The organism is Robbsia andropogonis, from assembly GCF_034047095.1.
Classification (GTDB): Bacteria; Pseudomonadota; Gammaproteobacteria; order Burkholderiales; family Burkholderiaceae; genus Robbsia; species Robbsia andropogonis.
In genome coordinates this window covers 1,300,060-1,325,238 of the sequence record NZ_CP139166.1, presented here as the reverse complement: position 1 = coordinate 1,325,238, position 25,179 = coordinate 1,300,060, and the positions used below count along the sequence as shown (strand labels likewise).

21 protein-coding genes and 5 pseudogenes are annotated in these 25,179 nt (G+C 56.9%); 17 read left to right on the top strand and 9 right to left on the bottom strand.

Annotated elements, in window-relative coordinates; translation table 11 throughout:
• Positions 1-14: 14 nt before the first annotated feature.
• Positions 15-503, bottom strand: a complete 489-nt coding sequence (locus SJQ66_RS10630; protein WP_320534034.1) for a VOC family protein — start codon at positions 501-503, stop codon at positions 15-17.
• Positions 504-655: 152 nt separating this feature from the next.
• Here SJQ66_RS10630 and SJQ66_RS10625 point away from each other — a divergent pair, with 152 nt between their 5' ends.
• From SJQ66_RS10625 to SJQ66_RS10610, 4 genes and pseudogenes are all read left to right on the top strand, one after another.
• Positions 656-1,588, top strand: a complete 933-nt coding sequence (locus SJQ66_RS10625; RefSeq protein ID WP_046153862.1) for a LysR family transcriptional regulator — start codon at positions 656-658, stop codon at positions 1,586-1,588.
• A 186-nt stretch (positions 1,589-1,774) separates the two neighbouring features.
• Positions 1,775-3,004 carry an MFS transporter gene (locus SJQ66_RS10620; protein WP_157685883.1) on the top strand — a complete coding sequence of 410 codons (1,230 nt, stop codon included), beginning with the start codon at positions 1,775-1,777 and terminating at the stop codon, positions 3,002-3,004.
• Positions 2,926-3,822: pseudogene (locus SJQ66_RS10615) on the top strand (SDR family NAD(P)-dependent oxidoreductase). Before SJQ66_RS10620 ends, SJQ66_RS10615 begins: the two are co-directional and overlap by 79 nt.
• Before the next feature lie 98 nt (positions 3,823-3,920).
• Positions 3,921-5,483, top strand: coding sequence for a carbohydrate porin (locus SJQ66_RS10610; RefSeq protein ID WP_052738436.1), 1,563 nt, complete (start codon positions 3,921-3,923; stop codon positions 5,481-5,483).
• Positions 5,484-5,492: 9 nt separating this feature from the next.
• Here SJQ66_RS10610 and SJQ66_RS10605 read toward each other — a convergent pair.
• Positions 5,493-5,851, bottom strand: a pseudogene (locus SJQ66_RS10605) (transposase); the annotation flags it as partial.
• Positions 5,852-6,146: 295 nt separating this feature from the next.
• On the opposite strand from SJQ66_RS10605, the pseudogene SJQ66_RS10600 reads away from it, so the two are divergent.
• The 4 genes and pseudogenes from SJQ66_RS10600 to SJQ66_RS10585 form a co-directional block, all read left to right on the top strand.
• A pseudogene (locus SJQ66_RS10600) lies at positions 6,147-6,880 on the top strand (IS6 family transposase).
• A gap of 731 nt (positions 6,881-7,611) precedes the next feature.
• On the top strand, positions 7,612-7,869 hold the full coding sequence (locus tag SJQ66_RS10595) for a hypothetical protein (protein ID WP_157685972.1): 258 nt from the start codon (positions 7,612-7,614) through the stop codon (positions 7,867-7,869).
• 141 nt (positions 7,870-8,010) lie between these two features.
• Complete coding sequence (locus SJQ66_RS10590) at positions 8,011-9,720, top strand: methyl-accepting chemotaxis protein (RefSeq protein ID WP_046154289.1); 1,710 nt, start codon at positions 8,011-8,013, stop codon at positions 9,718-9,720.
• Positions 9,721-9,986: 266 nt separating this feature from the next.
• A pseudogene (locus tag SJQ66_RS10585) lies at positions 9,987-10,453 on the top strand (IS6 family transposase); the annotation flags it as partial.
• Positions 10,454-10,572: 119 nt separating this feature from the next.
• On the opposite strand, the gene SJQ66_RS10580 reads toward SJQ66_RS10585, so the two are convergent.
• On the bottom strand, positions 10,573-11,490 hold the full coding sequence (locus tag SJQ66_RS10580; RefSeq protein WP_046154290.1) for a LysR substrate-binding domain-containing protein: 918 nt from the start codon (positions 11,488-11,490) through the stop codon (positions 10,573-10,575).
• Between the two features lie 158 nt (positions 11,491-11,648).
• Between SJQ66_RS10580 and SJQ66_RS10575 the strand changes: the two genes are divergently transcribed.
• The 6 genes from SJQ66_RS10575 (at position 11,649) to SJQ66_RS10550 (ending at position 16,534) form a co-directional block, all read left to right on the top strand.
• Positions 11,649-12,560, top strand: a complete 912-nt coding sequence (locus SJQ66_RS10575; RefSeq protein ID WP_320534033.1) for an amino acid ABC transporter permease — start codon at positions 11,649-11,651, stop codon at positions 12,558-12,560.
• The gene (locus tag SJQ66_RS10570) at positions 12,557-13,360 is read left to right on the top strand and encodes an amino acid ABC transporter ATP-binding protein (RefSeq protein WP_320534032.1); all 804 of its coding nucleotides are present in this window, start codon (positions 12,557-12,559) and stop codon (positions 13,358-13,360) included. The genes SJQ66_RS10575 and SJQ66_RS10570 overlap by 4 nt, the downstream gene beginning before the upstream one ends.
• Positions 13,361-13,423: 63 nt before the next feature.
• The gene (locus SJQ66_RS10565) at positions 13,424-14,746 is read left to right on the top strand and encodes an LLM class flavin-dependent oxidoreductase (protein WP_320534031.1); all 1,323 of its coding nucleotides are present in this window, start codon (positions 13,424-13,426) and stop codon (positions 14,744-14,746) included.
• Between the two features lie 62 nt (positions 14,747-14,808).
• Complete coding sequence (locus SJQ66_RS10560; protein WP_024904329.1) at positions 14,809-15,324, top strand: flavin reductase family protein; 516 nt, start codon at positions 14,809-14,811, stop codon at positions 15,322-15,324.
• Between the two features lie 34 nt (positions 15,325-15,358).
• Positions 15,359-16,273, top strand: a complete 915-nt coding sequence (locus SJQ66_RS10555; RefSeq protein ID WP_253556567.1) for an ABC transporter substrate-binding protein — start codon at positions 15,359-15,361, stop codon at positions 16,271-16,273.
• 54 nt (positions 16,274-16,327) lie between these two features.
• Complete coding sequence (locus tag SJQ66_RS10550; protein ID WP_046154292.1) at positions 16,328-16,534, top strand: hypothetical protein; 207 nt, start codon at positions 16,328-16,330, stop codon at positions 16,532-16,534.
• A gap of 272 nt (positions 16,535-16,806) precedes the next feature.
• On the opposite strand, the gene SJQ66_RS10545 is transcribed toward SJQ66_RS10550, so the two are convergent.
• Positions 16,807-17,115, bottom strand: coding sequence for a helix-turn-helix domain-containing protein (locus tag SJQ66_RS10545; protein ID WP_052738529.1), 309 nt, complete (start codon positions 17,113-17,115; stop codon positions 16,807-16,809).
• A 319-nt stretch (positions 17,116-17,434) separates the two neighbouring features.
• Between SJQ66_RS10545 and SJQ66_RS10540 the strand changes: the two are divergent.
• The 3 genes and pseudogenes from SJQ66_RS10540 to SJQ66_RS10530 all read left to right on the top strand — a co-directional run bounded on the left by SJQ66_RS10540 (position 17,435) and on the right by SJQ66_RS10530 (position 20,008).
• Positions 17,435-18,591: pseudogene (locus SJQ66_RS10540) on the top strand (IS30 family transposase).
• 9 nt (positions 18,592-18,600) lie between these two features.
• Complete coding sequence (locus SJQ66_RS10535) at positions 18,601-18,900, top strand: hypothetical protein (RefSeq protein ID WP_320534030.1); 300 nt, start codon at positions 18,601-18,603, stop codon at positions 18,898-18,900.
• A gap of 193 nt (positions 18,901-19,093) precedes the next feature.
• The gene (locus SJQ66_RS10530; protein ID WP_320534029.1) at positions 19,094-20,008 is read left to right on the top strand and encodes a LysR family transcriptional regulator; all 915 of its coding nucleotides are present in this window, start codon (positions 19,094-19,096) and stop codon (positions 20,006-20,008) included.
• Positions 20,009-20,072: 64 nt separating this feature from the next.
• Here SJQ66_RS10530 and SJQ66_RS10525 read toward each other — a convergent pair whose 3' ends face one another.
• From SJQ66_RS10525 to SJQ66_RS10505, 5 genes are all read right to left on the bottom strand, one after another.
• Positions 20,073-20,993, bottom strand: coding sequence for a SphA family protein (locus tag SJQ66_RS10525; RefSeq protein ID WP_046154370.1), 921 nt, complete (start codon positions 20,991-20,993; stop codon positions 20,073-20,075).
• A gap of 90 nt (positions 20,994-21,083) precedes the next feature.
• Positions 21,084-21,989, bottom strand: coding sequence for an alpha/beta hydrolase (locus SJQ66_RS10520; protein WP_046154371.1), 906 nt, complete (start codon positions 21,987-21,989; stop codon positions 21,084-21,086).
• A gap of 3 nt (positions 21,990-21,992) precedes the next feature.
• Complete coding sequence (locus tag SJQ66_RS10515; RefSeq protein WP_024905796.1) at positions 21,993-23,261, bottom strand: amidohydrolase family protein; 1,269 nt, start codon at positions 23,259-23,261, stop codon at positions 21,993-21,995.
• Between the two features lie 36 nt (positions 23,262-23,297).
• Positions 23,298-24,470, bottom strand: coding sequence for an MFS transporter (locus SJQ66_RS10510; protein ID WP_176026009.1), 1,173 nt, complete (start codon positions 24,468-24,470; stop codon positions 23,298-23,300).
• A 156-nt stretch (positions 24,471-24,626) separates the two neighbouring features.
• Complete coding sequence (locus SJQ66_RS10505) at positions 24,627-25,022, bottom strand: LysR substrate-binding domain-containing protein (protein ID WP_157685227.1); 396 nt, start codon at positions 25,020-25,022, stop codon at positions 24,627-24,629.
• Positions 25,023-25,179: the final 157 nt, after the last annotated feature.

Genomic DNA, 25,179 nt, shown 5'->3' with positions numbered 1-25,179 from the left:
GAGGAATGGATTGATCAGGAAACTTTACAATCCGCAGCGAACGGCTCCAGCAATTCGATCAAATTGCCGCATACGTCTCGAATGAACGCAGTGGGATTGCCGTGGACCATTTGCTCCATGGCAATATCGACGCCCCGCGCACGCAACGCCACCACAGCCTGCGCCACGTTCGGGATATCAAAACACATATGTTTATTGCCTTGCGTACGAAGATCGTAATTCGGAACGTGGCGCGTTTCGGGCAAAGCAGCAGCGCCCGGCATGTCGAAAATCTCGATACGAAAGTCCTCGCGATGCAGAAAAGCGATTCGCGCGGCAATAGTGTCGATCGTTAGCCGTGACTCGATGGTGAAACCCAGGATGCGAGCGTACCAATCGCAGGCCGCGTCAAGATTAGGTACACTGATCGCGAAATGATGAGGACATAGCACCGGTAGGAGGGGCGTGCCGTTTTCAATAATATGCGTTGGCGCATCGCGTTGCCCGGCAAAAGTACTCGCCATGACTGCCTCCTTTTTTTGTAATCGACGATGCCGTCGAATCGATTTTTTTTGATTGCAAGGCTGTACTGTATGGCGGCTTATCTATCGAGACCATCAATTCCTAGTGGAAACACGCATTGATCGTATCGTATGGTTCGTCGGATAGTGGAGCCATGAGATTAGGCCACTTCGACATGAACTTGCTCGTCGCTCTCGATGCGCTGCTTGATACGCGCAGCGTGACGCGCGCGAGCGAACGCTTGCACATCGGCGCGTCCGCCACGAGCAGTGCGCTCGGGCGACTGCGTGAATATTTCGACGATGAATTACTTATGCAGGTTGGACGGCGGATGGAGTTGACCCCGCTCGGGCGTAGCCTCGCGCAACCCGTCCGGGAGATCCTGCTGACCGTACAATCCACCGTAGTCGCACGGCTGGAATTCAACCCCGCTCAGGCACGCCGTAATTTTGTCATCCGCGCATCGGACTATCTCACCACGGTGTTACTTGTCGATGTGGTGCAGCGACTGCAACGCGAAGCGCCCGGGATTACTTTACACATTGCCAACATGACGGACGACGTCCAGGACCAGTTAGATCGGGGAGAAGTCGATTTCGTCATTTATCCCAGCGCCTCGGTCAGTCCAGCACATCCATCGCAGACGCTGTTCGAGGAAACGTTCAGTTGCATCGTATGGAGCGGCAATGCACTAGTGGGCGAAACACTGACGTTGGATCAATATAAGAAAATGGGGCATGTCGCGGCAACATTCGGCGACAGTCGCAGCGTCAGTTTTGAAAGTCTGATGATGGCGAATCTCGGCTTGTCGCGCTCGATAGAAGTCACGACAACTAATTACAATACGCTACCGCAGCTCGTGATGGGAACAACCCGTGTTGCAACGGTTCACACCCGACTCGCGGACATTTATTGCCGCTACCTTCCGTTACGGCGTTTCCCGCTGCCGATGAAAATACCGCCGTTCGTAGAAGTCATGCAATGGCATGCAATCAACAACAGCGATCCGGCACATCTCTGGATGCGGCGAGTTCTGATTGAGCAGTCGGAACAGCGCACGGATATGCCCGCAGTCAGCCGAATGTGAATGGCGTTGGTGCAAACGCCTCTTTCAGGTCGCATCTGTTGATGCGGTCAAATGGTGCCATCAACGCAATCTGATTGTGTCGTACGGTGTCTACCGGAATTATTCGTCTCAGACAAACGGGAAGCGTTCATAGCGGACTACCTACCGCGCCGGATCGCGTGCCCGACATAAAAAGGAGACGAATTCGTGCACGTTCAAATGTGTAGGCCGAGCGCTGCATCGGCACCCCGCGAGGCGACGCTATTTCACGCGCTGATTCTACTTAGCACCGTGATCTGCGCCACGCTCGCACCAACGGTGATCGGACCGGTCTTACCCGTTATAGCACACCACTTCGCGGATGTGCCCAAGATCGATACGCTAGTGCCGATAATTGTCACGATGCCCATGCTGATTCTCGGCGCGCTCGCCATGCCGATTGGTGCGGTCAGTGACCGCGTGGGGCGTAAACGCGTGCTGGTTAGCGCGCTGGTTTTATATGCCGTGGCAGGTACGGCGCCGCTGTATCTCAATTCCATCTACACAATTCTCGTCAGTCGTGCATTGGTTGGACTGGCCGAGGCAGCGGTAATGACGGTGAGCACCTCGTTTATCGGGGACTATTTTAGCGGTGCGGAACGCGACCGCTATGCGTCGTTACAAGTGACGGTTGCGTCGTCATCCGCATTTCTTTTCAATCTGGTCGGCGGCGCCTTAGGTGCATATGGATGGCGCGCGCCTTTCACCGCTTACGCATTGCCGCTTCTGCTAGCACCATTCGTACAAATTTTTATATGGAACACGCACCGTGCGAACGACGTTCGCGACGTCACGGTGACTGCTTCTTCGGTAGAGCCGGTATTTAAACCTTGGTTGCTTGCTTTGATCTGTCTGGCCGCATTCCTGGTGGGGCTGGTGTTCATGGTGGTACCAGTGCATCTCTCGTTCATGCTGGTGGCACTCCACGTTCATTCGACAGGCGCGATCGGCATCGCCTATGCGTTGAATAGCGTGGGTGTGATTGTCGGTACGCTCCTGTTCGGATGGCGTTTGGCGCGCAGGTTCACGGTACTACCGCAATTCGCACTGAGCGCGTTGTTGTGCGGAATAGGTTTTCTTACAATGGGCGCTGCTCGCGATTTCGCGGTATTAACATTAGGTAGTGCGATCAATGGACTAGGATGCGGCATGGCCGTTCCGGCGATGATCAGTTGGGGGCTGCGGTCTTTACCGTTCGCTCGCCGTGGCTTTGGCACCGGTGCATTCACGTCGAGCCAATCAATCGGATACTTCTGCAGTCCTATCATTGTGATGGTGCTGGTCGGGCACGGCGGGTCACGCTTTACCGTCCTGCAGTCATGGGGGATGGCCTTTACTGCATTAGCGGTATTGGGATTCGCGGTATCGTTCGGTGCCAGCCGATACACGTCACGCTGATCTGTCCCTCCATGAAGCCTCTATTCAAATGCGCACTGCCCGTGCGGCGCGGCCATCGCCTCGAAGGAAAGGCCGCGCTAGTGACCGGCATCGGCAGCGGTATCGGCCGAGCACGCGCGTGCCTCTTCGCCGCACAAGGTGCTCAGGTGATCGGTTGCGATATCGATTCTCAGTCTGCGAAGCAGAAGGGTGAAGACGCACGTAGCCTTGGGCTAAGCATGGAAAGCCTGCATCCATGCCACCTTACGCAGCCTGCAGACACTGCGCGCCTAGTACGGTTATCCCGCGAACAGCACGGTGGTTTCGATGCGCTAGTCAATGCGGCAGCCTTTGGTGCTTTTGCCTGGCTGCAGCAGATGAATTACGAGACGCAGTGGCGTTGCACGTTGACGGGTGAACTTGATATCGTATTTTCACTTTGCAAGGCCGCCTGGCCAGTACTGATCGCGCGCGGTGGCGGTTCTGTCATCAACTTTGCGTCGGCGAATGCCTCGGTCGCACTTGATGGGTCGCCAGCCTTGGCCCATTGTGCGGGCAAATGGGGTGTGCTCGCCATGACTCGGCAACTCGCCATGGAAGGCGGCCCACATGGCATTGGTATGAATAGCATTTCGCCCGCGCTCGTCGAGACTTCGGCGACGCGCGCGCACATGCAAACCGATCCGGCGTTCGTTACCTCGGCACTCCACAAGATGATGATCCGCCGTATCGGGTAGCCGGAAGATGTTGCCTGGTGCGCATTGTTTCTCGCTTTTGATGAAGCTAGCTGGATCACGGCGGCCGATTTTCTGGTAGACGGTGGCGCAACCGCCTGGTAAGCGACAAGTCACGCACTTTCTTACCTTGCAATTGACCGTGCCCTCGAAGGCACGGCTGGGACCGTATTGCCCTAAAAAAAACACAGCAGGAGACAGCAGTGAAATTTTATCAGCCTGAACGCTTACCTCGGCACAAAACAAAACGATTGCATGCTGGCGCGATTTTATTGGCAGCGATGTCCCAGTGCGGCACGACACACGCGCAGGCAACGTCCGACACGCCCGCGCCGACCGCACTATCCACCGTGAATGCCGCGTCCTCAGCAAGCAGCTCCGATCGTGCCGTTGCCACGCCGCGAATAAAACATGACAGTGTTCAGGGCAGAATGGGCTCTTTGACCGAACTCGCGACTTCTAAAGAGACTGTCGCCGCAGTCGATCAAGCGCATGTATCGCGCGTTGGGAATGTGACGCCGGAGCCTTCGGCAACTCAGCGTCATGGGATGTTGTCGGGGATTGGCGCAAGAATGAACGACTGGGGCTTTACGCCGATATTCAACGTCGTGCAGATGTACTTGGCCAACCCAAACATGGGCGAAAAAACCGGCAATCACGAAGCGCTGACGTTCTTTTCGATCGGTGCCGATTTCGACATGCAGAAAATTGCGGGGCTCAAAGGTGCCACCATTCATTTTCAACAGGTGTTCGTGCCGTTCACAACGGACCTAGGATGGGGCCTGCAAGCCGGTGACGTGCTGGCAGGACAGCCCGGGCCCTATGTACCGAAGGTGTCGCATCTCGTACGATTTACCTGGGAACAGAAAGCGTTGCGTGATCAGCTAGATATCGAATTTGGAAAGAGCAATCCTGGCGCGGATTTCGGTTTGCCTGTTTGCAACCAGGGCTTTGGCTGCCAAAGTGCGATCCTGCAAAAGAATGCGGGCATGAATCCCCCGATCTATTCGAATTGGGGTGGGCGCGTGAAATATAACCTGACACCTGCGTGGTCGGTGCAGGCCGGAGTATGGCGCTCTAACCCAGCGTTTCCGACCACCAATGGTTGGGAGTGGACTGATGCCGTGACGGATAGCAACACCTGGCTTGCAAACATCGTCTACGGCACTACCTATCGGACCGAGTCCTATCCGAAACGCTATGAATTGCTTTTCTACCATAACACCGCAACGCAAACGGATCCGCTAACGCTGCGAACGCACCACGGCACATCTGGTATGTATCTGGGCGGCAAACAAGTCGTATACCGGCCGGATGGTGGCAAACGAGACCTCAGCGACCCCACAGCGGTTTCCATATTCGGCAGTCTGACGACAAGCTTCGATGCGCACGCGAGTACCGGACTGGCGACAACCGGAATCGGAGGCGTGATGGTGGAAGCGCCGCTTCGCAGCCGCCCCCTCGATAGCTATGCTTTAAGCTTTTTGTGGGCCACACTCACGCCGAACGAGCAATCGTATTTGAAACAGGAGAATGGGGCGGCCGGGGGCGGCGGCTACACGGTTGGGCGGACCCAGTTTGGCTTGAAGCTTGATGCGAATATTGCAGTCGGACGGAACATTGTCCTCAGCCCGTACGCGATGCGCACCTGGAATACAAGCACCTGGGGCAACCCTGTGTACGCAGGGACGCCGAGGAATGGCTATGTCGCAGGGATTCTCGCGAGTGTATTTCTAGACAGAATGTTGGGACTGACGGAAAACTAAGAGGCGGTTTCAAAATGCGGAAATAGATCGCTGAAAAGTATTCCAGCAGATTAGGCAAGCAGCGAATTTCAAGAAGGCTTCATGTATCTTAGCCAGTCGCTCGTAGCCGATTCGCAGACGGTGAAAATTATGAAACCATGCATGAGTACGTTCGACTACCCATCGATACTTTCCAGGTCCGCTGCCATGTTCAGTGCGGCGCTTGGCGAGAACAGGTTTAATACCGCGATCGCGCAATTTCTGTCGGTGTGCTTCACTGTCGTATCCACGATCTGCAAAGACCACTTGAGGCTTTTGCAAGGGCGAACGCGTATGCCACGGATGGCTGGAATTGCGTCGATGAACGGCAACAATTGTGTGACGTCATGGCGATCCGGTACCGGCTTGCGACCAGGATACTTCTCGCGACGCGCTTTCGCCTGCGGCAGTAACAGTTCGAGTCGTCGCCATAATTCGTCGTCAATGATTGGCTTGTCCATCCCTTGGTCTCTTCATCGCGATGGCCTAGGTTAACAGGATGTCTATAAAGTTAACAGAGCCCTTCACGTCTTTCTGAAACCGCCTCTTAAAAGGAAGATGCTTTGAAAGCTTTCGACTCCGTAATGGACGCCATTGGAAATACGGCATTGTCAGGTTGTTGGGTCGGTGACGTAAGATGTTGTGATGAAGAAATCAAAATCGCTCTATCACTGCCATCTCTTCCCGCTTGCGGTCATCAGTTGCGCCGTGCCTTGGTATTTCCGCTTCCAGTTAAGTCTGCGCGACATCGAGGAATTGCTTTTCAAGCGCGGGGTCGTCGTGAGCTACGAGACAATCGGGTGCTGGTGCGACAAGTTCGGTAAGGGTTTTGCTCGCAGGGCGAAAGCCGCCCGGCCCAAGCCTGGAAACACGTGGCACCTCGACGAGATGTTCGTCTCGCTTCGCGGCGAACCGTACCTGCTCTGGCGTGCAGTGGACGAGCATGGCACAGAACTCGACATTCTGTTGCAAAAGCGGCGTGACAAGGCCGCTGCCAAACGTTTCTTCAAGCGCGTAATGCGATCGAACCCGGTACCGCGCAAGATCGTCACCGATAATTTACGCAGCTATCCGGCGGCGAAAGCCGAAATCCCGGAACTGGCGAAGGTGAAGCAAGTGTTCGTCAAGGCAGCAGCGCGACTAAACAATCGGGCCGAGAATAGCCATCAACCCACACGCGAACGCAAGCGTCGCATGCGGGTTTTCGCAGCCCGAGACGCACGCAGAAATTACTTTCGTACTTCGGGCCGATCCGTCAACATTTCGCGCTCAAGCGGCATATGCAGCCAGTTGCACTTTATCGCAACCGGCTCGCGGCCAGCTTCCTCGCATGGCGTGAATTCGCCGAATTCACCCAAAATCCGTCCTTCGACTTTTGATAGCCATCACATCTGCTGTCGTACAGTCTTCGTTTCGCCAAGTTGACAATGCCGTTGTAGTCGGTGTTGCCTTTGGAATAGGCGACGGTCGCACTCAGGTAAATGTCGTTGATGCCGAAGAACGACTGCTGCATCGAGGCATGCACCTGATACGCGACTTGCGTGCCGGTTTCGCTATCGAGGGAGCTTTATTGGTCTGTCGATTCCTTATAGTTCAAATGATGCCCGCCGATCGAGGCCGTCAATTGATTGTTGACGTTGTAAAACACATTATCCGCGTGTGCGGCAACGGGCGCCGCCAACATGGCAATGCTCAATAGCGTGGTACTCCCGCAGATGACGCGCTGGCGCAGTGTGATGTCTCGGTGGGAGAAGACGGCAGAAAGATTTGACGGTATCGCAGCATAAGGGCGCATAGCGAGAGAGAAAACAAGGTTAAAGAGTATGGCGTTCCAATGCTAGCAGTGTGTTTGTGCACACGGATTACCCTATCTTTATGATGTCTTTCTGGTCATTATCTCGATAGATCTGTGCGGTATTTCGAAAGATTTCAGAGGCATTGTGCTTTAGCAGAAATCCCGACTGACTGTTGGCGAGTCGCCCGGTAATACAGACATATCGAGTAGCCGACGTGCGATTAGGTGACGTACTTGGCCTTCTCATTGCCAGCACCATGTAGGGGTCGCTTCAGAATTCGGGCGATAAAGCACGCCAGGCGCGCTCAGTCGCTGATGGCCGATCGACACAACGAAACCGACATCGGAGCACAAAACATTCCAGCTGCGACATGCATCCCCGATCAGCCAGAGCCGGTGGCCGTTTCAGTCGGTCTTGCTGTGGCGTTTCTCGCGTGGCTCGAGCCGCAAAGCGACTGTTTAAAAGCCGAAAATCACTATTGCCATAAGAAGAGTTATGGCGATAGCACGGATTGCCGCGTCGAAACTCAATACCCGTCAGAACCGCATCTGGCAAGAATTTCATCGAAATGACGTGCTTTATTGCGCTATTTCTGAAGCGAGCTCCGGTCCGGAAAGTAATTGTTCGTGCGAAATGTTAAGGATCTGAAATTGGTAAAGTTTTTAATAATTATGCCGTTATACGGAACTGTAAATAACAAACCATTTAGTCTAATGAACAATTTAAAAGTGTCAACCCGCTTAACAATTGGCTTCGGCAGCATTCTTGTACTTTTGCTGATTGTCGCGCTCATCGGCATTTATGGAATCTTTTCATTACACGGCAATCTTGACGCCATCGCCCACGTTAACAACGCAGAATTAAAATATGCGAAGGAAATGAAGAGTGCCGTATCAAACCAGGGCATTGCCATAGGTAATATTGCATTGCTGACCGAGCCAGCCGACATGGCGCAAGAGTCCGAACGCCTGAACAAGCAAAAAAGGCTCTATGCGGACGCGGAGGATGCACTGGGCAAAATGTTCGCGGCCGAAGCCGGTACCACCGATCGTGAGCACACCCTCTTCGCCAAAATCAAAGACGACGCTGCTGCCGCAGCCCCTTTGATGGCAAAGGCTTTGGCGCTGTCCTTGGCGAATAATCCCACCGAAGCCATACGCGTCTTGATCAAGGAAGCCAGGCCCGCTCAGGCGATCTGGCTGACACACCTTACTGAGCTCGCCGATTTCGAGGACCAGTTAAACGCCGAGGCAAGTGCGGATGCGGATGCTGCCTACGTTACAGTTCGCACCGCAACTTGGTGCACCGTAGCGGTGGCGACCATCGCAGGGTTATTCTTGGCGTTTGTCATCAAGGCAAGCATTCTTAAGCAACTGGGTGGAGAACCAACCGACGCACAGGAGATGGCACGCCAAATCGCCGAAGGCAATTTGACGCAGAAGGTGCACGTTGGCGTCAATTATGAAACGAGCCTGATGGCTTCGCTCGAAGTCATGCGCGGCAATTTAAGTCAGGTTGTCGCAGGCATTAAAACGTCCGCGGAGTCCATTTCCGTCGCCGCTGGCGAGATTGCGCAAGGTAATGTGGATCTTTCACAGCGAACCGAGGAACAGGCTGCGTCATTGGAAGAGACGGCAGCCAGCATGGAAGAGATCACCGCCACGGTTCGACAGAACACTGAAAATGCGCGTCAAGGCAGCACTCTCGCCAACTCTGCTTCAGAAACCGCCGCGACGGGTGGCGAAGTAGTTGGACGGGTTGTTACGACCATGCAGGATATTTCGGCAAGTTCATCAAAGGTCGTCGACATTATCTCTGTGATCGAAGGCATTGCATTCCAGACCAATATTCTGGCACTCAATGCGGCGGTGGAAGCAGCAAGGGCAGGAGAGCAAGGCCGCGGCTTCGCCGTGGTCGCAGGGGAAGTACGCACACTGGCACAACGCAGCGCTGCCGCCGCGAAGGAAATTACGGGACTGATCGGAACCTCGGTCGAGCATGTGAATGCAGGCTCGGCGCTTGTACACAGTGCAGGGGAAACGATGAACGATGTCGTCCGATCGGTAAAACGCGTAACCGACATCATGGGAGAGATTGCGTCGGCGTCCAGCGAACAAAGCGCCGGCATTGAACAGGTGAATATGGCGGTGAGTCAAATGGACGAAGTAACGCAACAAAATGCGGCATTAGTTGAGCAGGCTACGGCCGCCGCAAAGGCCATGGCCGACCAGGCACAAAGCCTTCGCGATTCTGTTGCAATTTTCCGTATCAATCTTGATGGAGAAGCCGATGCTGGAAAATCCCCTGTGGTGCAGCCCCGCCCCATCGGCGGCCCGCTTGCGGCTAAAAAGCAGGCAAACCAGATAGTGCGCCCCAAGGAGCCGGCGTTGTCGTCCGCCACGAGTCCATGGGAAAACTTCTAGTTCATTCGGTTCTGGTGCAAATAGGTAAGATCGTTGAGAGCCTGGTGGAGATCGCCTCAGAAAAAAATAAAGCGGGTTAAGAGGTCCGCCTAGTCGGTTTCGTGGTGTGCCTTTGCAATCAGAACGCCTCCTCGAACGCCCGAATGCGACGATCCAATTCCGTTGATATATAGATGGAGGTCGTCGCCGGCGAGACATGGTCAAGGCGGTTCTGTCGCAATAAGGCGGTCTGTTATTCTGAAGGCCCCGAGCGAACAATCAGATCCATGAAGCAAAACCTGACTGCGGCGATGTCGAAAGTGTTTAAATGGCTCCACTGTCCGCTGGACGCGATGCTGCTATGCGTGCGTTGGTATGTTGCGTATCCGTTGAGCTTACGACACGTCGAAGAGATGATGGCAGAGCGTGGTATTGCTGTGGACCATTCGACCGTTCATCGCTGGGCGATCAAACTGTTGCCGCTACTTGAAAAAGCGATCCGGCGGTGCAAACGCACGGTGGGCAGAAGCGGGAGAATGGACGAGACATACGTTCGAATCGGGGGCAGTGGCGATATCTCTACCGGGCCGTCGACGAAGCCGGCAACACGGTTGATTTCCTGCTGCGAGCACGCCGGGACAAAGCTGCTGCGCAGGCATATTTCGAGCGGGCAGTCGCGCTAGACGGCGACGCCGAGACGGTGACGATCGATAAGAGCGGATCGAACCTCGCAGCATTAAAAGCGATTAGAGCGATTTTGGTTTCTTCATCACGACATCTTACGTCAACAAGCACAACAACCTGACAATGCCGCGCGATCGTTTTACCTACCTCTTCGAGGGCTTTGGTACGTTGTGCAGAGATCCAAAGAGGCTAGGCGCGCCGTGATCGTTTCGGTCGGTTTTGCTTGTGTTGCGCGAGCAGAAGTTCGCGAAAGCCTTTCGCTGCGGCGGAAAGCGGCCGGGTCGTGCCGCTCACCAGAAAAGCCTGGTATTCCATATGGGGTTGGAAGGACAACACGTGGAAGCCGAGAAAGGCGAACTCTTCAGCGACATCCCGCAATACCAAGGCAACGCCCAAACGTTCCGCGACCATATGACAGACAGTGGATGCCCATGGACTTTCCGCGCGCATCTTCCGTTCTATGCCGAGGGAATTGAAGACAGTATCGAGGTAATTACGCGTTGGACCGCGATCGGCCATCGCTACGAAATCCTCGCCTGAAAGGTCCGCCGGATCAATGATTTTTCTTCTGGAGAGCCGATGGCCGGTCGGGACGATACAGACAATGTCGGCGCGCCAGATCTCTTCCGCTCGGACGCCATCGCGATCCGATGCCCGAAGGGTGATACCGAGATCAATGGTCTGGCGCGATACCGCGTCCACGACGCTGTCTGTCGACATCGGCATCACCGACGTGAAGATCTGCGCCTTATTTTCAAGATACTGGGCCACTCGTTGTGTGATCCAGCCTTCCGCGAACGCCGGAAACACTCCGATACGAAGGTAGCCGCGACGAGTGCTTCCGATTTCCCGGGCGACGTCGTTCAGATAATCGATTCCGCGATAGAACTGTCGTACTTCGGCAAAAAATATCTCGGACTCCGGCGTGGGAATCAGTCTGCCACGCCGCCTTTCGAAAGCGACGAAACCCGCTTCCATTTCGAAACGCTCGATCATCCGGCTTACCGCCGGCTGCGATACGTTCAGCTGCTGGGCTGCCGCGGTAATGGAGCCGTACGTCATCACAGCGGCGAATACATCCATTTGCTTCGCATTCAGCTTGGCCACAGGGTTGCTCCAGGTTGGGTTACGGCGTTTTCCGCATTCTTTAGGTCATTACATTTGTTTGTTTCGATCAAACAAAATTCGAATAGATGTAATAATTTTTACTGCCTATATTTCTCCCAGGTGATCGGGACAACCATCCGAGGGAAATTTTAGTGCACATGCCTATTCAAGAGCCACTGCCTGGCGAAACGCCAACGCTACACCTGCGCGATGGCGCCGACCGGCCACGCCCGCCGACGCGGAAACGTCAGACCATCCATCCCCGGGCGAAACTGTCGGACGCGCTGTGGTATGTCTTTGCAGTTATCGCAGTGGCGCTTGCATTGATGCTTTTTGTGGGGAATCCGCGTTGGCAATGGCCGCTCGTAGCGCATTATTTGTTCAGCGCGCGGGTTTTGCGAGGTCTTGGCAACACGTTGATTCTGACGGCTGTTTCCAGCATGTTGGGTTTGGCGATCGGTGTGGTTGTCGCTGCATGTCGGATGGCACAGCATCCGGTGCCCCGAGCCCTGGGATTTCTCTATATTTGGGTCATTCGCGCTACCCCGACACTCGCGATGCTGCTTTTTCTCTTTTTCCTGTCCGCGCTAGTACCACGTTTGACGCTATCGATCCCTTTGCTGCATGTGACGCTGTTCGACGTGAACACGAACCAGTTGATTTCACGTTTCAGTGCCGCTGTGATCGGCTTGGCGATTTACCTCGGAGGTCACAGCGCGGAGACATTTCGAGCCGGTATCGCCGCAATTGATCGAGGACAAAAAGAAGCGTGCAAAGCGCTTGGGATGAGTGACTTCAGGATGATGTGGCATGTCATCGTCCCGCAGGTCGTGCGCATCATCATTCCGCCGCTGGCGAATGAGCTCATTACGATGTTTAAAAATACATCGCTGGTCACTGTCATAGGTTATGTCGAATTGCTGACCACGGTTCAATTGATTTACGCGACCAATTTCGAGACGATTCCCTTGCTGACGGTCGCGTGCATCTGGTACCTGTTTCTGACAAGCCTGGCCATGTTCGTACAGAACATCTTGGAGCGACACTTCGGAAAAGGAGCACCTAAATGAAGGCTGCGGTGGATCGGATACCGGGTGTGGATTTGGGCGTGCCGCTGTTCGAGATGTCCGGCGTCGGTAAGCATTTTGGCTCGTTTGCCGCATTGAAGGATGTCGATTTCTTGCTCTCGAAAGGAGAAGTGGTTGCCATTATCGGTCCCTCGGGGTCAGGGAAAAGCACCTTGCTGCGATGTATGAATATGCTGGAGCTGATTGATTTCGGTGCGATGCGTTTCAACGGGGAAGCGCTTGGTGCGGAAACGCGTGGCACGAAGTGCGTCCGACTGAAGGATAAAGCATTGGATCATCAGCGCCGCCATTTTGGCATGGTGTTTCAGGGCTTCCATCTATTTCCGCACTACACGGTGCTCGATAACGTGCTGGCCGGACCACGCATTGTAGGACGGAAAAACAGTTCGACGACCCTTGCGCAAGGAGAGCGTTTATTGGCACGCGTTGGCCTTAGCGATCGCATGCATCATTATCCGGCGCAGTTATCGGGCGGCCAGAAACAGCGCGTGGCCATTGCGCGGGCGCTGGCGATGGAGCCCGAAATCATGCTTTTTGACGAGCCGACGAGCGCGCTGGATCCTGAGTTGGTGAGCGAAGTCCTAGACGTCATCCAGGAACTCGCGCTTGCCGGGACGACGATGGTCGTCGTCACCCATGAAATGGACTTTGCGCGTAAGGTCGCGAGTCGGATGGTGCTGATGGACGGAGGCAAGATCGTCGATCAAGGAAGCCCCGAGCAGATTTTTGCGGGCGGCAGTACCGAACGCTGTCGTCGTTTTATGACTCATCAACGAGGATAGGCGTGAACCAGCCTTCCAGGCAAAGCACACGGTAATATCCCATTTATGCGAGGAGAGATAATCATGGCTGGTGAGAAGCGCAAAATGCGGCTCGGCTTGTCAATGCGATATCAGGGCTATCATATGGCAGCCTGGCGTCATCCGGAGGTGCCAGCAGACGGTGCAATTGATTTTCAGTATTTTCTAAGTACTGCGAAAAAAGCGGAAGATGCCAAATTGGATATGATATTTTTCGCTGATGGTATCGGTGTCCGTGCCAACGACGAGCCGAAAGGGTCATTGGCACGTGATTCAAAAAATGCCGAGCTTGAGCCGTTGACGTTATTAGCGGCAATCGGTGCACACACTTCGCATATTGGCCTGGTGGCAACGGCATCCACCACGTATAACGAACCTTTTCATATTGCACGAAAGTATGCGTCGATCGACCACATCAGCGGAGGACGTGCCGGGTGGAATGTCGTGACGTCGTGGTCCGAACAGGAAGCGTGGAATTTCAGCCGGGACGCACACCTGGGCTATGAGAAACGGTACGACCGGGCCGACGAGTTCGTCGATGTCGTCAAGAAGCTCTGGGATAGTTGGGAGGATGATGCATTTATTCGAGACAAGCAAAGTGGTGTCTTCTATGATGAACGGAAATTGCACGTCCCGAATCACAAAGGCGTGCATTTCCAGGTGCGGGGGCCGCTTAATTCCGCGCGCACGCCACAGGGACGACCGATCATCGTGCAAGCGGGTGCTGCTGAAGCTGGCCGCGAGCTGGCAGCGCGAAGTGCCGATTTGGTCTATAGCAATGCGCTCGATTTCGATGGGGCGAAAGCCTATTACGAGGATTTGAAAAGGCGGCTAGGAAAATACGGACGTGAACCGGATCAGATGTTGATCATGCCGGGGCTGATGTTGTATGTCGGGGAAACCCGGCAGGAGGCGCAAGACAAATTCGATCAGTTGCAGGACCTGATCGACCCGTTGAGCGGTCTGTCTCTACTGTACAAGACGCTGGGTGATCTTTCTGCTTATGATCTCGACGGACCGGTGCCGGATCTGGGAGGGCAGAAAGTTCGCAGCATTGCCGAGAATTTGCTCGCATTGGCACGTCGCGACGGTTTGACGATTCGCCAGATATTCAAACGGGTCGCGTCGGGCAACAATTTCCACTTGATTGGCACCGCGTCTGACATTGTCGATGTCATGGAAGACTGGTTCAGACGCGGTGCGGCGGACGGTTTCAATATTCGTCCGCCGACGTTGCCACATGGTATCGACGATCTGGTTCGATTCGTTCTTCCTGAATTGCGTCGGCGAGACCTGTTCCGTACTGAATACGAGGCACGCACGCTGCGCGAAAATCTTGGCCTTGGCCGGCTAGAATATGGGATGTGATTTCATGATATCGAGCTAAGCAATAAGTATTCCTACCATTATTACGAACGGAGGAGGTTTGGATGCAGACCGACGTTGATAGCATGGGTATCTCGGCCGCGGTGTTTCGAGACGCGATGGCGCGCTTCACCACTAGTATCAGTGCGGTTACGACAACGGACGGCACCTCGCCCGCTGGTGTCCTCGCAACTTCCGTGTGTAGCCTGTCTGCAGCCCCGCCCACCATTCTGGCATGTATCAATAAGGAAGCAAGCGTGCATGACACGATCGTTCGCTGCGGTGTGTTCGCGGTGAATCTTCTGTCCGATCGGCAACGTCATATCGCCGAGCGTTTCATATCCGAAAGTGGGTCTGCGCGCTTCGATCCGTCAACGTGGCGCGCGGGGCCAGGTGGGGTGCCGATGTTGGCGGAAAGCGTAGCGTCGCTCGCGTGCCGGTTGCTCGCATTGCACGAAGGCTATTCGCACAGCATTCTCGTCGGGGAAATCGTCGACACGATCTTGGACGATGCCTTGGATGGCAGTCCCTTGCTGTGGCATCGACGTGGCTTTTCCTCGGCGCTGGTGCCCAAGACCTGAAGTGTTTTTTGTCTACAACCAGATCAGGGAAAACATGTCCTTCTTCTTTTTGAACGAAACACCGCGGAACTGTTGTGTCCGGATAGTCGCGGCGCTGGGATGGGTCGCGATGTTCGCGATCCAACCGGGTCAGGCGGCCGACCGCGCCGCTGTGAACGGCGCGGCGGTCGCTGGGCCCACAACGACGGCCGTACCCGTGCACTATCGGAGCGCGGGCACATTGACGGTGGCCGTGAATCCGGAGATCGCGCCAATCAAATTCGTCGACGATGATGGCAATATCGCAGGCTTCGCGCCGGAGCTCCTTTCCGCCGCAGCCAAGGTCCTGGGATTGAAGCTCCAATTCGTTCAAGCGTCGTTCGACTCGCTCGTCCCTGGGCTCAGTGCAAAACGCTTCGACATACTGCTTTCATTAGGCGATTTTCCATCACGTCACGGGCAGGTCACGTTCATCGACTATCTCAAGGTAGGGCAGACCATCGTGACGGCGGCGGGCAGTCCGCTTGTGGTTCACGACTTAGGCGATCTCTGCGGCGTGTCGGCGGGCCTCCCGCGAGGAACGGCACAGCTCGGGAAGGCTTACGAGATCAGCAAGGCTTGTGTTGCGGCAGGCAAGCAGGCAATGATTATCTCCACCTATCCGGATACCAATATGACGTTGCTGGCGCTGACGACCGGCGTCAACCAAATGGCCTGGGTCGATTCGCCCGCTGCGAATTACAATATCAAGCGTTTTCCGGACAAGTACCGACAGGCGTTTTTTTACTACAACTCTGCCTACGGTATTGGTTTCGGAACGGACGACGACGGCCGTCAACTGGCAGAGGCGTTCCGTCAGGCGCTGCTTCAAGTCGAAGCGGCGGGAGGCTATGCCGCGCTGATGCAGAAATGGGGTGTGCCCGCAGCCGACGGCTTTCCGCGTTTCCCGATCAACGATCCGTCCTATTAAAACCGTATCTCGCCGACAAGGATATCGCACGCGAGTAGCGCGTCCGGAAAATGGTTGCTGCAACTCGCGAAGACGGACGTAATGATTTTGGATGACTGGGGCATGCGCGGGATCGACAGCATGACGCGCGCGGGCTTACTAGGGATCGCGGACAACCTCCACGGCGAATTCTCTCACATTAAACGTCACGACCGCATCTGCGCGCGATGCAATCGCCGTCATTACGACATGGCGATCCTTCGCATCAACCTATTCAAATGAATCACTTTCCAGTTGTATCGGTCGGACGTTTGCATCTGGGAAAGCCCTCTCCATGGCGCTGCGGATACGGGCAGTTTGGTCTCTCGCTTGCGCCGCGGTTGTTTGCTGGGCGAGTCGAGCTGCCAAATTTCTCGGCCATTCGTCATGAATCGTGTCTGACCACCGAGGTATGAACAATCCGTGTTGCGCAAAGATGAGCAACACGTCTCGTACCAGCATCGGAAATAGCACGCAAGCGTCTAAGACAACGATAAAACGGTCATGACAGAATCTCATAAACCATAACCATCCATGGCCTCACTTGCCTCGACCATCTCATCGATGGCGGCACTTCTTTCCCTTCTCATTGAACGCTGGTAGGCAAGTACGTCGTCCAGGCGTAGACGGCGGTGGCGACCAACCTTACGGTGCGCGAGGTCGCCGGCCTCGCGTCTTGCTACCAAAAACGGACGCGAGACGCCCAGCAGATCGGCCGCTTGGCCAGTCGTCAGTTCTGTGTCGGCGGGACTGAGCAAAAACGTTTGCTGGCTAGCCATCAGCGACAGCAGTCGCGCGAGGACTTGCAGTGTCGGCGGCGGCACCTCGATCCTAGCGACATCCCCGTCACCTCCCTGCTCTGCCCGTGATAGCGTCAGCGGGAGATGTCAACTTTGTGGAAGCAGGTGAATGCGTACTTGACGCGCTGGATGATGCGCAAGTTCAAACATTTAGCTTGGCATAAACGCCGAGCTAAACACGCCCTCGGGCGGCTTGCACGTCAGTTTCCTAATGCGTTTGTACATTGGAGGCGTGGATGTATTCCTACGACGGGATGATGGGAGCCGTATGAATCAAGAGGGGTGGGTTCAATGGGTCATTGCAACACCTTTCTATTGATATCGAATGAGGGAGGGTTGACGAATGGCACAGATGGGAAGACCTAGGCTGCCGCCAGAAGGCGAGGCAGAAGTTTGGCGGAGGTGGCGCGCCGGTAAATCGTTTCTTGGCATCGGCAAAGCGCTAGGCAAGCCAGCCGGGTCGATCTACGGCGTCATCCGGCTATGCGGAGGTTACGGCCCTGCTGCGCGCAAGCGATCGTCGCGGGCATTGACTCTCAGTGAACGTGAAGAGATTTCGCGCGGCGTGTCCGCCGGGCTTTCCATTCGGGCCATAGCGCGTGAGTTGCATCGTGCGCCATCCACCATTTCGCGTGAGATTGCGCGTAACGGTGGAACAGGCCATTATCGGGCTCTGGACCCCGATGAGGCAGCCTTGAAGGTTAGCCTGCGTCCCAAAATTGCCTGCTGGAGCGCAACCCGCGCTTGCGCTACGCTGTCGAACGTAAGCTCTCTTGCGAATGGTCTCCGGAACAAGTAAGCGGCTGGCTTAAGCGCCGATATACCGATGACGAGTCGATGCGCGTGTCACACGAAACAATCTATCGCAGCCTGTTTGTGCAGGCGCGCGGTGCTTTAAAGAAAGAGCTACAGTATCATTTGCGAACCCAGCGCAAGATGCGTCATTCGCGCTTCTCTAGCACCAAGGGCGCGCGCAACAAGATAGTTGGGGCTGTTTCGATTCACGAGCGCCCGCCTGAAGCGGCCGACCGCGCCGTGCCGGGTCATTGGGAAGGAGATCTTGTCAGCGACGCGAACAATACTCACGTCGCCACACTGGTCGAGCGGCGCTCGAGGGTCACCATCCTCGCCAAGATAAAAGGCAAGGACACGGTGAGCGTTGTGGCGGGCCTTAAACGCGAGGTAAAGCGGTTTCCACAGCATCTACGCAAGATGCTCACCTGGGATCGTGGCATGGAATTGGCGAACCACAAAGAATTCACCATCGCTACGGATGTGCAGGTCTACCGTTGTAACCCACGAAGTCCCTGGCAACGCGGCACCACCGAAAATACGAACCGACTTCTGCGACAGTATTTGCTTGAAGGTACCCAGCTTCATCAATATTCGCAGGAGCAACTGAACAAAATCGCAACGCGCCTTAATGAACGGCCTAAAAAGACCTTGGGCTTCATGTCTCCGGCCGATAAACTACGCGAGGCTGTTGCAGCGACCCATTGAACCCACCCCTTGTTTCCGCAGCCGTGGGTGCAACGCGACGGAGGGGAGGCGATACGGCTCGATGACTTCGCCGGCACCGGTTGGCAGCTGCTGACAATGGGCAGCGTCGATGCCCCGACGTCGGCAGGCGTGACGGTCGTGCGGCTCGGCGGCGATGTCCACGAGGTGGACAATGTCTTGGGGCGGTGGATGGCGACGCACGATTGCTGCGCGGCGCTCGTCAGGCCCGATCACTACGTCTTCGGCACCGCTGCATCGCCCGGTGAAATCCGCGCCTTGCTCGACGAAATGTATCGGCGATTGCGGTAATACGTCGTGCACGGGGGCGTCCGGTGACGGACGCCTGCCGTACGGGTTGGTCTCGATAAAATCGCCGGCACGACGCCAAAGGCGATACCGTGGCACAATTTCAACGCCGCCAGAAACGCGCAAGCGCTGCACGACGCAAAAAATAATAAGAACTGGCCGCTCTGTCAGGCGGCTTTTTTTGGAGACCCACACGATGCGCTTCAACAGATTGGACCTGAATCTGCTCGTGACACTGGACGCGCTGCTGGGGGAGCGGCGTATCACTCGAGCCGCCGAGCGCTTGAACCTCAGTCAGTCTGCCATCAGTGGCATGCTGGCGAAGCTCCGGGATTATTTCGAGGATGAGTTGCTGATTCCCGTCGGGCGCAACCTGGAACTGACGCCGCTGGCGCGGGAACTGGCGCAGCCGGTACGCGATCTCCTGCTCCAGGTGCAGACCATTGTCGCGATCGATCCGACATTCGATCCAGCGCACGCGCGGCATCATTTCAAGATTGCCACATCGGATTACGTCGTCAACGTATTGATGCCGCGCGTAATGCCCACGATCGCGCAACTGGCGCCGCATATCACGCTCGAACTGATGCCCCAGGTGGACGACTCAGCCGCGAAGCTGCGGCGCGGCGAGTATGATTTTCTGATCATTCCCGAGCCGTTCATCGCGTCGGATCATCCTAGTTTACCTTTGTTCGATGACAGTTATGTCTGCGTGGTCTGGGAGGGCAACGACGGGGTGGCCGATCGTTTAAGCGTGGCGGAATTCGAGCGCCTCGATCATGTGGCGGCCTTGCTCGGCTGGCCGCGTGCGCCCACGTACGACAGTCGCTATCTCGAAGCACAAGGCATTCGACGCAGCGTGCGAATCACGACGTCGGACTTCAGTTCGATGGCGCCCGTCTTGATCGGCACCCGGATGGTGGCGACGATGCACCGCCGCCTGGCGACCGAACTGGCACGGCGCCTGCCGTTGCGGCTTGTCGAGCCACCGATTCCGATTCCGGCCGTGCGGGAATTCCTGCAATGGCACGTCTATCGCGAGAAAGATCCGTGTCATCGCTGGTTTAGGGAGCAATTGGTCGACGCGGCCGCGGGCCTTGCCGGCCGCTAAATCCGGCGATGCGCTTAGGTCGGCGGCATGTCGAACGCGGACGCATCCGCGTACAGGCTTCACATCAGTGATGACCGCTGAGGACCCACAGGGGGATCGCGAGGTTCAGCCAGACATTATTGCTTTTGCTGGTATTGGCCGCGTAGATGCCCTGTTGATAATTCAGGCTGATATTGACTGGCCCTGCGTTATACGAGATCGCCGGGCCGACGGCGATGCTGCGCATCCGATTACCGTTACCCGATACGGCGACGCCATTCTGCTCGTCGTTACTGAACTGATTGACGTAGTATCCGACCGCGCCGACTTCCCATCGGCCTAAGTGCCAGCCAGCGTGAAATTGGCCGGTATAGCCGGTACCCGACTTGTAATTAGTGTCGCTATTCTTCTCGTTGATAAGAAGGCGATTCGACAACCCGATATCGATGCTGTCCGGCCTGTCATACCGGATCGAGAGCACCGGTTGAATGGAGGTATAGCCGCTCGCGACACTGGTCTTGCTGGGGCTGTAGGAACCTGTTTCCAGGGACAGATCGACGCCTGCCGCAATACGGAGATTCTGTGCGATCGTCCATTGCAGAATGACCGGCGAGACGGTGATATTGGCCAAGCCGTTCTGTGTGGTTTTGTAGCCTTGGACCGTGCTGTGCAAGGAGACCACGGGGACGACCAACTGCGAATAAACCTTCGCGCCGAGGACCGTCAGCGGATAGGCGGCCAATAAGCGCGTGGTTTCCGAAAAGATCGAGGTATGGAAGGAAGTCGGCAGCTTTTTGCCATCGTTTCCGTAGAGGCCGTTCGAGAAGCTCTCGTTGAACTGCTGCATCACGAACAAGCCCGGAATCGGCGGCATCGCGGCGATATAGTCGACTTCCGCGCCCGCCGGATAGGGTGCGACGCCGCCCTCATAGGCGTGGGCGGCTTGCATAAAGCCTGTGCAGAGAAGGGCGCAGCTCGCAATGGCCCGGATCGTTTTTCTATACATTTGTCTCCTTTGTTTTTTTAATGTAATACGTATTGCGAAGTAATGTTCCTCGATTCCCCCTCCCGATGGAATCGCTCTTTGCAGAGTGCGTTAGTGTCGACCGATGAAGCTGAGTAAGGCGCCGGTGAGCACCTCGTCGACGGTGTTGATGGCTTCCAGCTGCGACAGGTGATTGTGTCCGGGAATGACCGCCAGATCGGGGTCGAAACCGTGCTGCGTCGTCAGCCGTGCAAAAAGCTCCCCCGCTTGCACTTGCATCTGCGGCGGATCCAATTCCGCCCACGTGATCAGCAGCGGAAAGGGCGCCGTATCGATGCGTTCCACAGTGGAGCGTTTCCGATATTCCGTGAAGTCGTTGCCGAAATAGGCTTCGTTGCGTGGGTCGGGCGTGGCAATCGAGAATTGACGCCGAGCGCGTTGTTCAAGATGCGCGTTATAGACGCCCGAGATGAAGGTGGCGGCGCGTGGCGCAGGGATGCCGGACGGACGCAGATTCTCGATCAGCGTTGCCGCCGCGACGTGCGCGGCGCCGGCGGATTCGCCGGCCAGATAGACACGTTGCGGATCCGCGCCCAGTGCCTTCGCGTTCGCATATGACCATGCCCATGCAGCCGCCACATCCTCTGCGCCGGCCGGCCATTGATGCGTTGGCGCGAGGCGATAGCTGGGTAAGACCGTGACGAAGCCAGCGCGCGCGAAACGCCATCCGACATTGGCTCTCTCGCGTCGATCGCCGCGGATAAAGCCGCCGCCATGGACAAAGAGCAGCAGTCCGCGCGGCGTGTCGGTCTGCGTTGTCGGCAGGTAGACATCGAGTTTTTGCCGTTCGTCGTCGCCATAGGCGATATCGTGCCGAACCACGACGCCCTCTTTTAGCTGATTCTCTCGATAAAACGCATACCAGCCTTTGACCAGCGGCGGGTCGATGATGGGGCCGGCCTCGCGGATGCGTTGCGCGAGGTCCGCGGCGGCGGAAGAGTCGATAGGACGATGCATCGCTTATTCCCGGTGCTGGCGTGCGGCGAGCAGGGCTCGCGGTTCCTTGTGAAATGCGCCGTCTTTCATGATGCCGAGCAGGCGCTGCTTGTCTTGCAGGATCGTGAGATCCTCGGTCGGATCACCGTCCACCACGAGCAGATCGGCCAGATAGGTCGGTGCGATGCGGCCGAGCGACTCCGGCATGCCCATCAAGGCGCCGCCGAGCGTGGTGGCCGCGTGCAATGCGTCGGCAGGCGTATAGCCGAACAAGTCGACGAAGAGCTGGAGGTCGCGCGCATTGCGGCCGTTCGGGTTGAAGGGGAAGCCATAGTCGCCTCCAGGCAGGACGCGGATGCCGCGTCGACGCAATTCCGGGATTAAACGTTGCTGGAGCGTTCGCACTTCCGCCGCGCTGCGCTTCATATGGTTCATGTCGAAGTGGGGCGGCGGCGTGGCATCGAGCGTGGCTTGAATAATCCCGATGGCCGGGGCGACGAAGATGCGATCGCGTGCCGCTTCCAGCATGTCGAGCGCTTCCTCGTCGGCATAGGTGCAGTGATAGAGCACGCGAAAGTCATTGCGCAGCGCCATTTTGACGGCTTCGGCGGCTTGCGCGTGCGCGGCGAGCCAGACGCCGGTTTCGGCCGCCGCATCGCCCGCGGCGCGTGCTTCCGCTTCGGTATAAAGCAATTGCTGCGAGGCACCGGGCTGCAAGGCGTCTTCCCCGGAGAGCAGAAATTTGACCGAGCGCGCGCCCATCTCGGCGCAGTCGTGGACGAAGGCGCGGACCGCATCGGGACCCACCCCGTGCGGATCGACCTCGCCGGCGCTGAGTTGCTGCTCGTCGCCTGCAACGGGCGGCGTGCGTTCGATCGAGGATGCCACTAGCCGCGGTCCCGGCATACCACCACTGTCGATCTGCTCGGCCAGGGCGACTTCGACCCGCTTGCTGAGGGAGCCGGCCGAGTAGGCACCGGTGAAGCCGTGATCCAACAGAATGCGCGCATTGCGTGCCGTGGTGAGCACGAGTTCCTCCGGCGGAAGGGACATGCCGGGTACGAACTTTTCGACGGAACTGGGCCAGGATAAATGGGCATGCGCTTCGATCAGCCCCGGGAGCAGCGTCGCACCGCGGCAGTCGTAGACCGCGTCGTCGGCGAGTGCGATAGACGGCTCGCTGGCATTGGCGAGCGCACTAATCCGATTGCCTTGCACCCGCACCTGTGCGGTGTAGGGCAGCACCACGCTGCCGTCGAAAACCTTGACGTTGTTGAAGACGATACCGGTCATTTTTTTAAATCCTTTATTGCGTTTCACGTTGTCGCGTCAATGCGCCGCGGGTGCGTCGAGTTGCGCTTGTGCGGGCTCGACAGCGCGCAGGCGCTGGAAAAATACGATGCTCACGACGCTGATCAGCATCGCGGCGATACCGATGGCGCCGAATCCCGCGCGGACGATCAAGGCACCCCCGAGTACGGGGCCGACTGCGGAGCCCGCCATCAGCATCGCGGGGGTGTAAGCGACGGCGCGGCCGCTGCGATCCAGTTTGGCCAGGAAGCCGAACAGGAAGGTATGCGTGAAAATCATCGCGAAGACCCAGAGACTGGTCGCGACGGCATACGGCAGGAAGTGAGACGTGTTACTGATGGTCAGTGCGAGAACGGCTTGTGCTACGGCACCGGCAAAGGCGACGCCGCGCGCTTCGAGTCTCCCTTGCAGGAGCGTTGCGAAGATCGGCGGCAACAGATTAACGAGGCCGACCGCGACAAGCACCGCGTCCACGCGCGAAGCGCCAAAGCCGCGCACCATGCCGATGTATTGCACGAAGCTGAACAGCATGGCCTGGTTGATCGCCATGCACACGATGCCGGCGATAGCGCTCCGACAGCCGCGGGCCAGACGCTGCGGGCGCGGCGTGCCGAGCGGACGGGGCGTGCCACGGCCGTCGACAGCCTGCACCGTGGGGAAGGCGACGGCGAGTGCTAAAGCGGCGGCGAGCGTCAGCCCCGTAAAGACCGCGAAAAGCACCGTGCCGCCGTGCGCGCCGATCAATGGCGGAAGCGTCGCAAAATACAGAACGCCGAAGACGGCCAGCGCCAAATGGCTCATTGCAAAGAGACGATGCGGATTCGAGGTTCTGCCGATCGCGCCGTGCGTGACGGAGAGGCCGCAGCCGACGCCGATGCCTGCAATTGCGTGCGCTATCACCATGAGGGCAAAGCTGTCAGCATGCGCGCCCAGGTAGAAGCCCGAAGCGGCCAATGCGAAGCCACCGGCCGCGCTGAAACGTCCGGGAAGTCGCGTCAATGTGGGAGTGAGGAAGACACAGGACAGGACCGCACAGGCAAGGTAGGTGGTTGCCAAGCCGCCAGCACGTTGCGCATCGTAATGAAAGTGTCGGATCAATGTTTCGATCCAGACGGGGAGGGCTACCAGGTCGATCATCCCTGCTACATGGGCGACCACCAGCGCTAGATTCGAGCCTCGTCGTGCAAGCATGTCTGTCTCCGGATTTTATTTTTTTTTCGCGCATCGAGGCGCGTGTCCAGAGTGTAGAGAGATAGGAACGCACGCGTCCGCGCATTTCGCGATAGGACGTATCGCAATTTCGCGAGTGCGGGTAATCCCAGGTGGCGGGAGCAAAGGCGCGCGACGCTATCTGGAAAAGCGGCGCGTGGCGAGACCTTTTCGGCGATTCAAATCGTAACCGATGGCTGCGCATTCGCGTTGATCGACACCACGCCGTCGCGTTGCATCTGCCGTACGAGTGTGCGTCAACGCGTCATTCTCGATGACGTTATCCTGATCGCGGCGCCAGACGATCTCGACGGGATAGGACATCGTCAACTCGGGATGTTCGACCAGGCGGGTGCCGGCTGGATGACTGTGCAATGCCGTGTCGGGCACGATCGAATAGCCAATGCCGGCCGCGACTAATCCCAAAATAGTCACGACATCGCCGCCGATCTGCACGATATTCGGCGAGAAGCCTGCCACCTGACTCTGCCGGATCAGGAAGTCGTAAAACGCGGGCGAGGAATGCGAGGGCACGGCGATGCGCAAGCCGCAGTGACAGATCGTCGTGGCGTCGAAGCGCGTATCGCCGGGATCGCGTCATCCCATAAAGCCGCCGGCTAGCATGCCGTCGGCCATCGCCTCCACTTGTCGGCCTGATAACATAGGCTCGATGCACATCGCGATGTCGGGA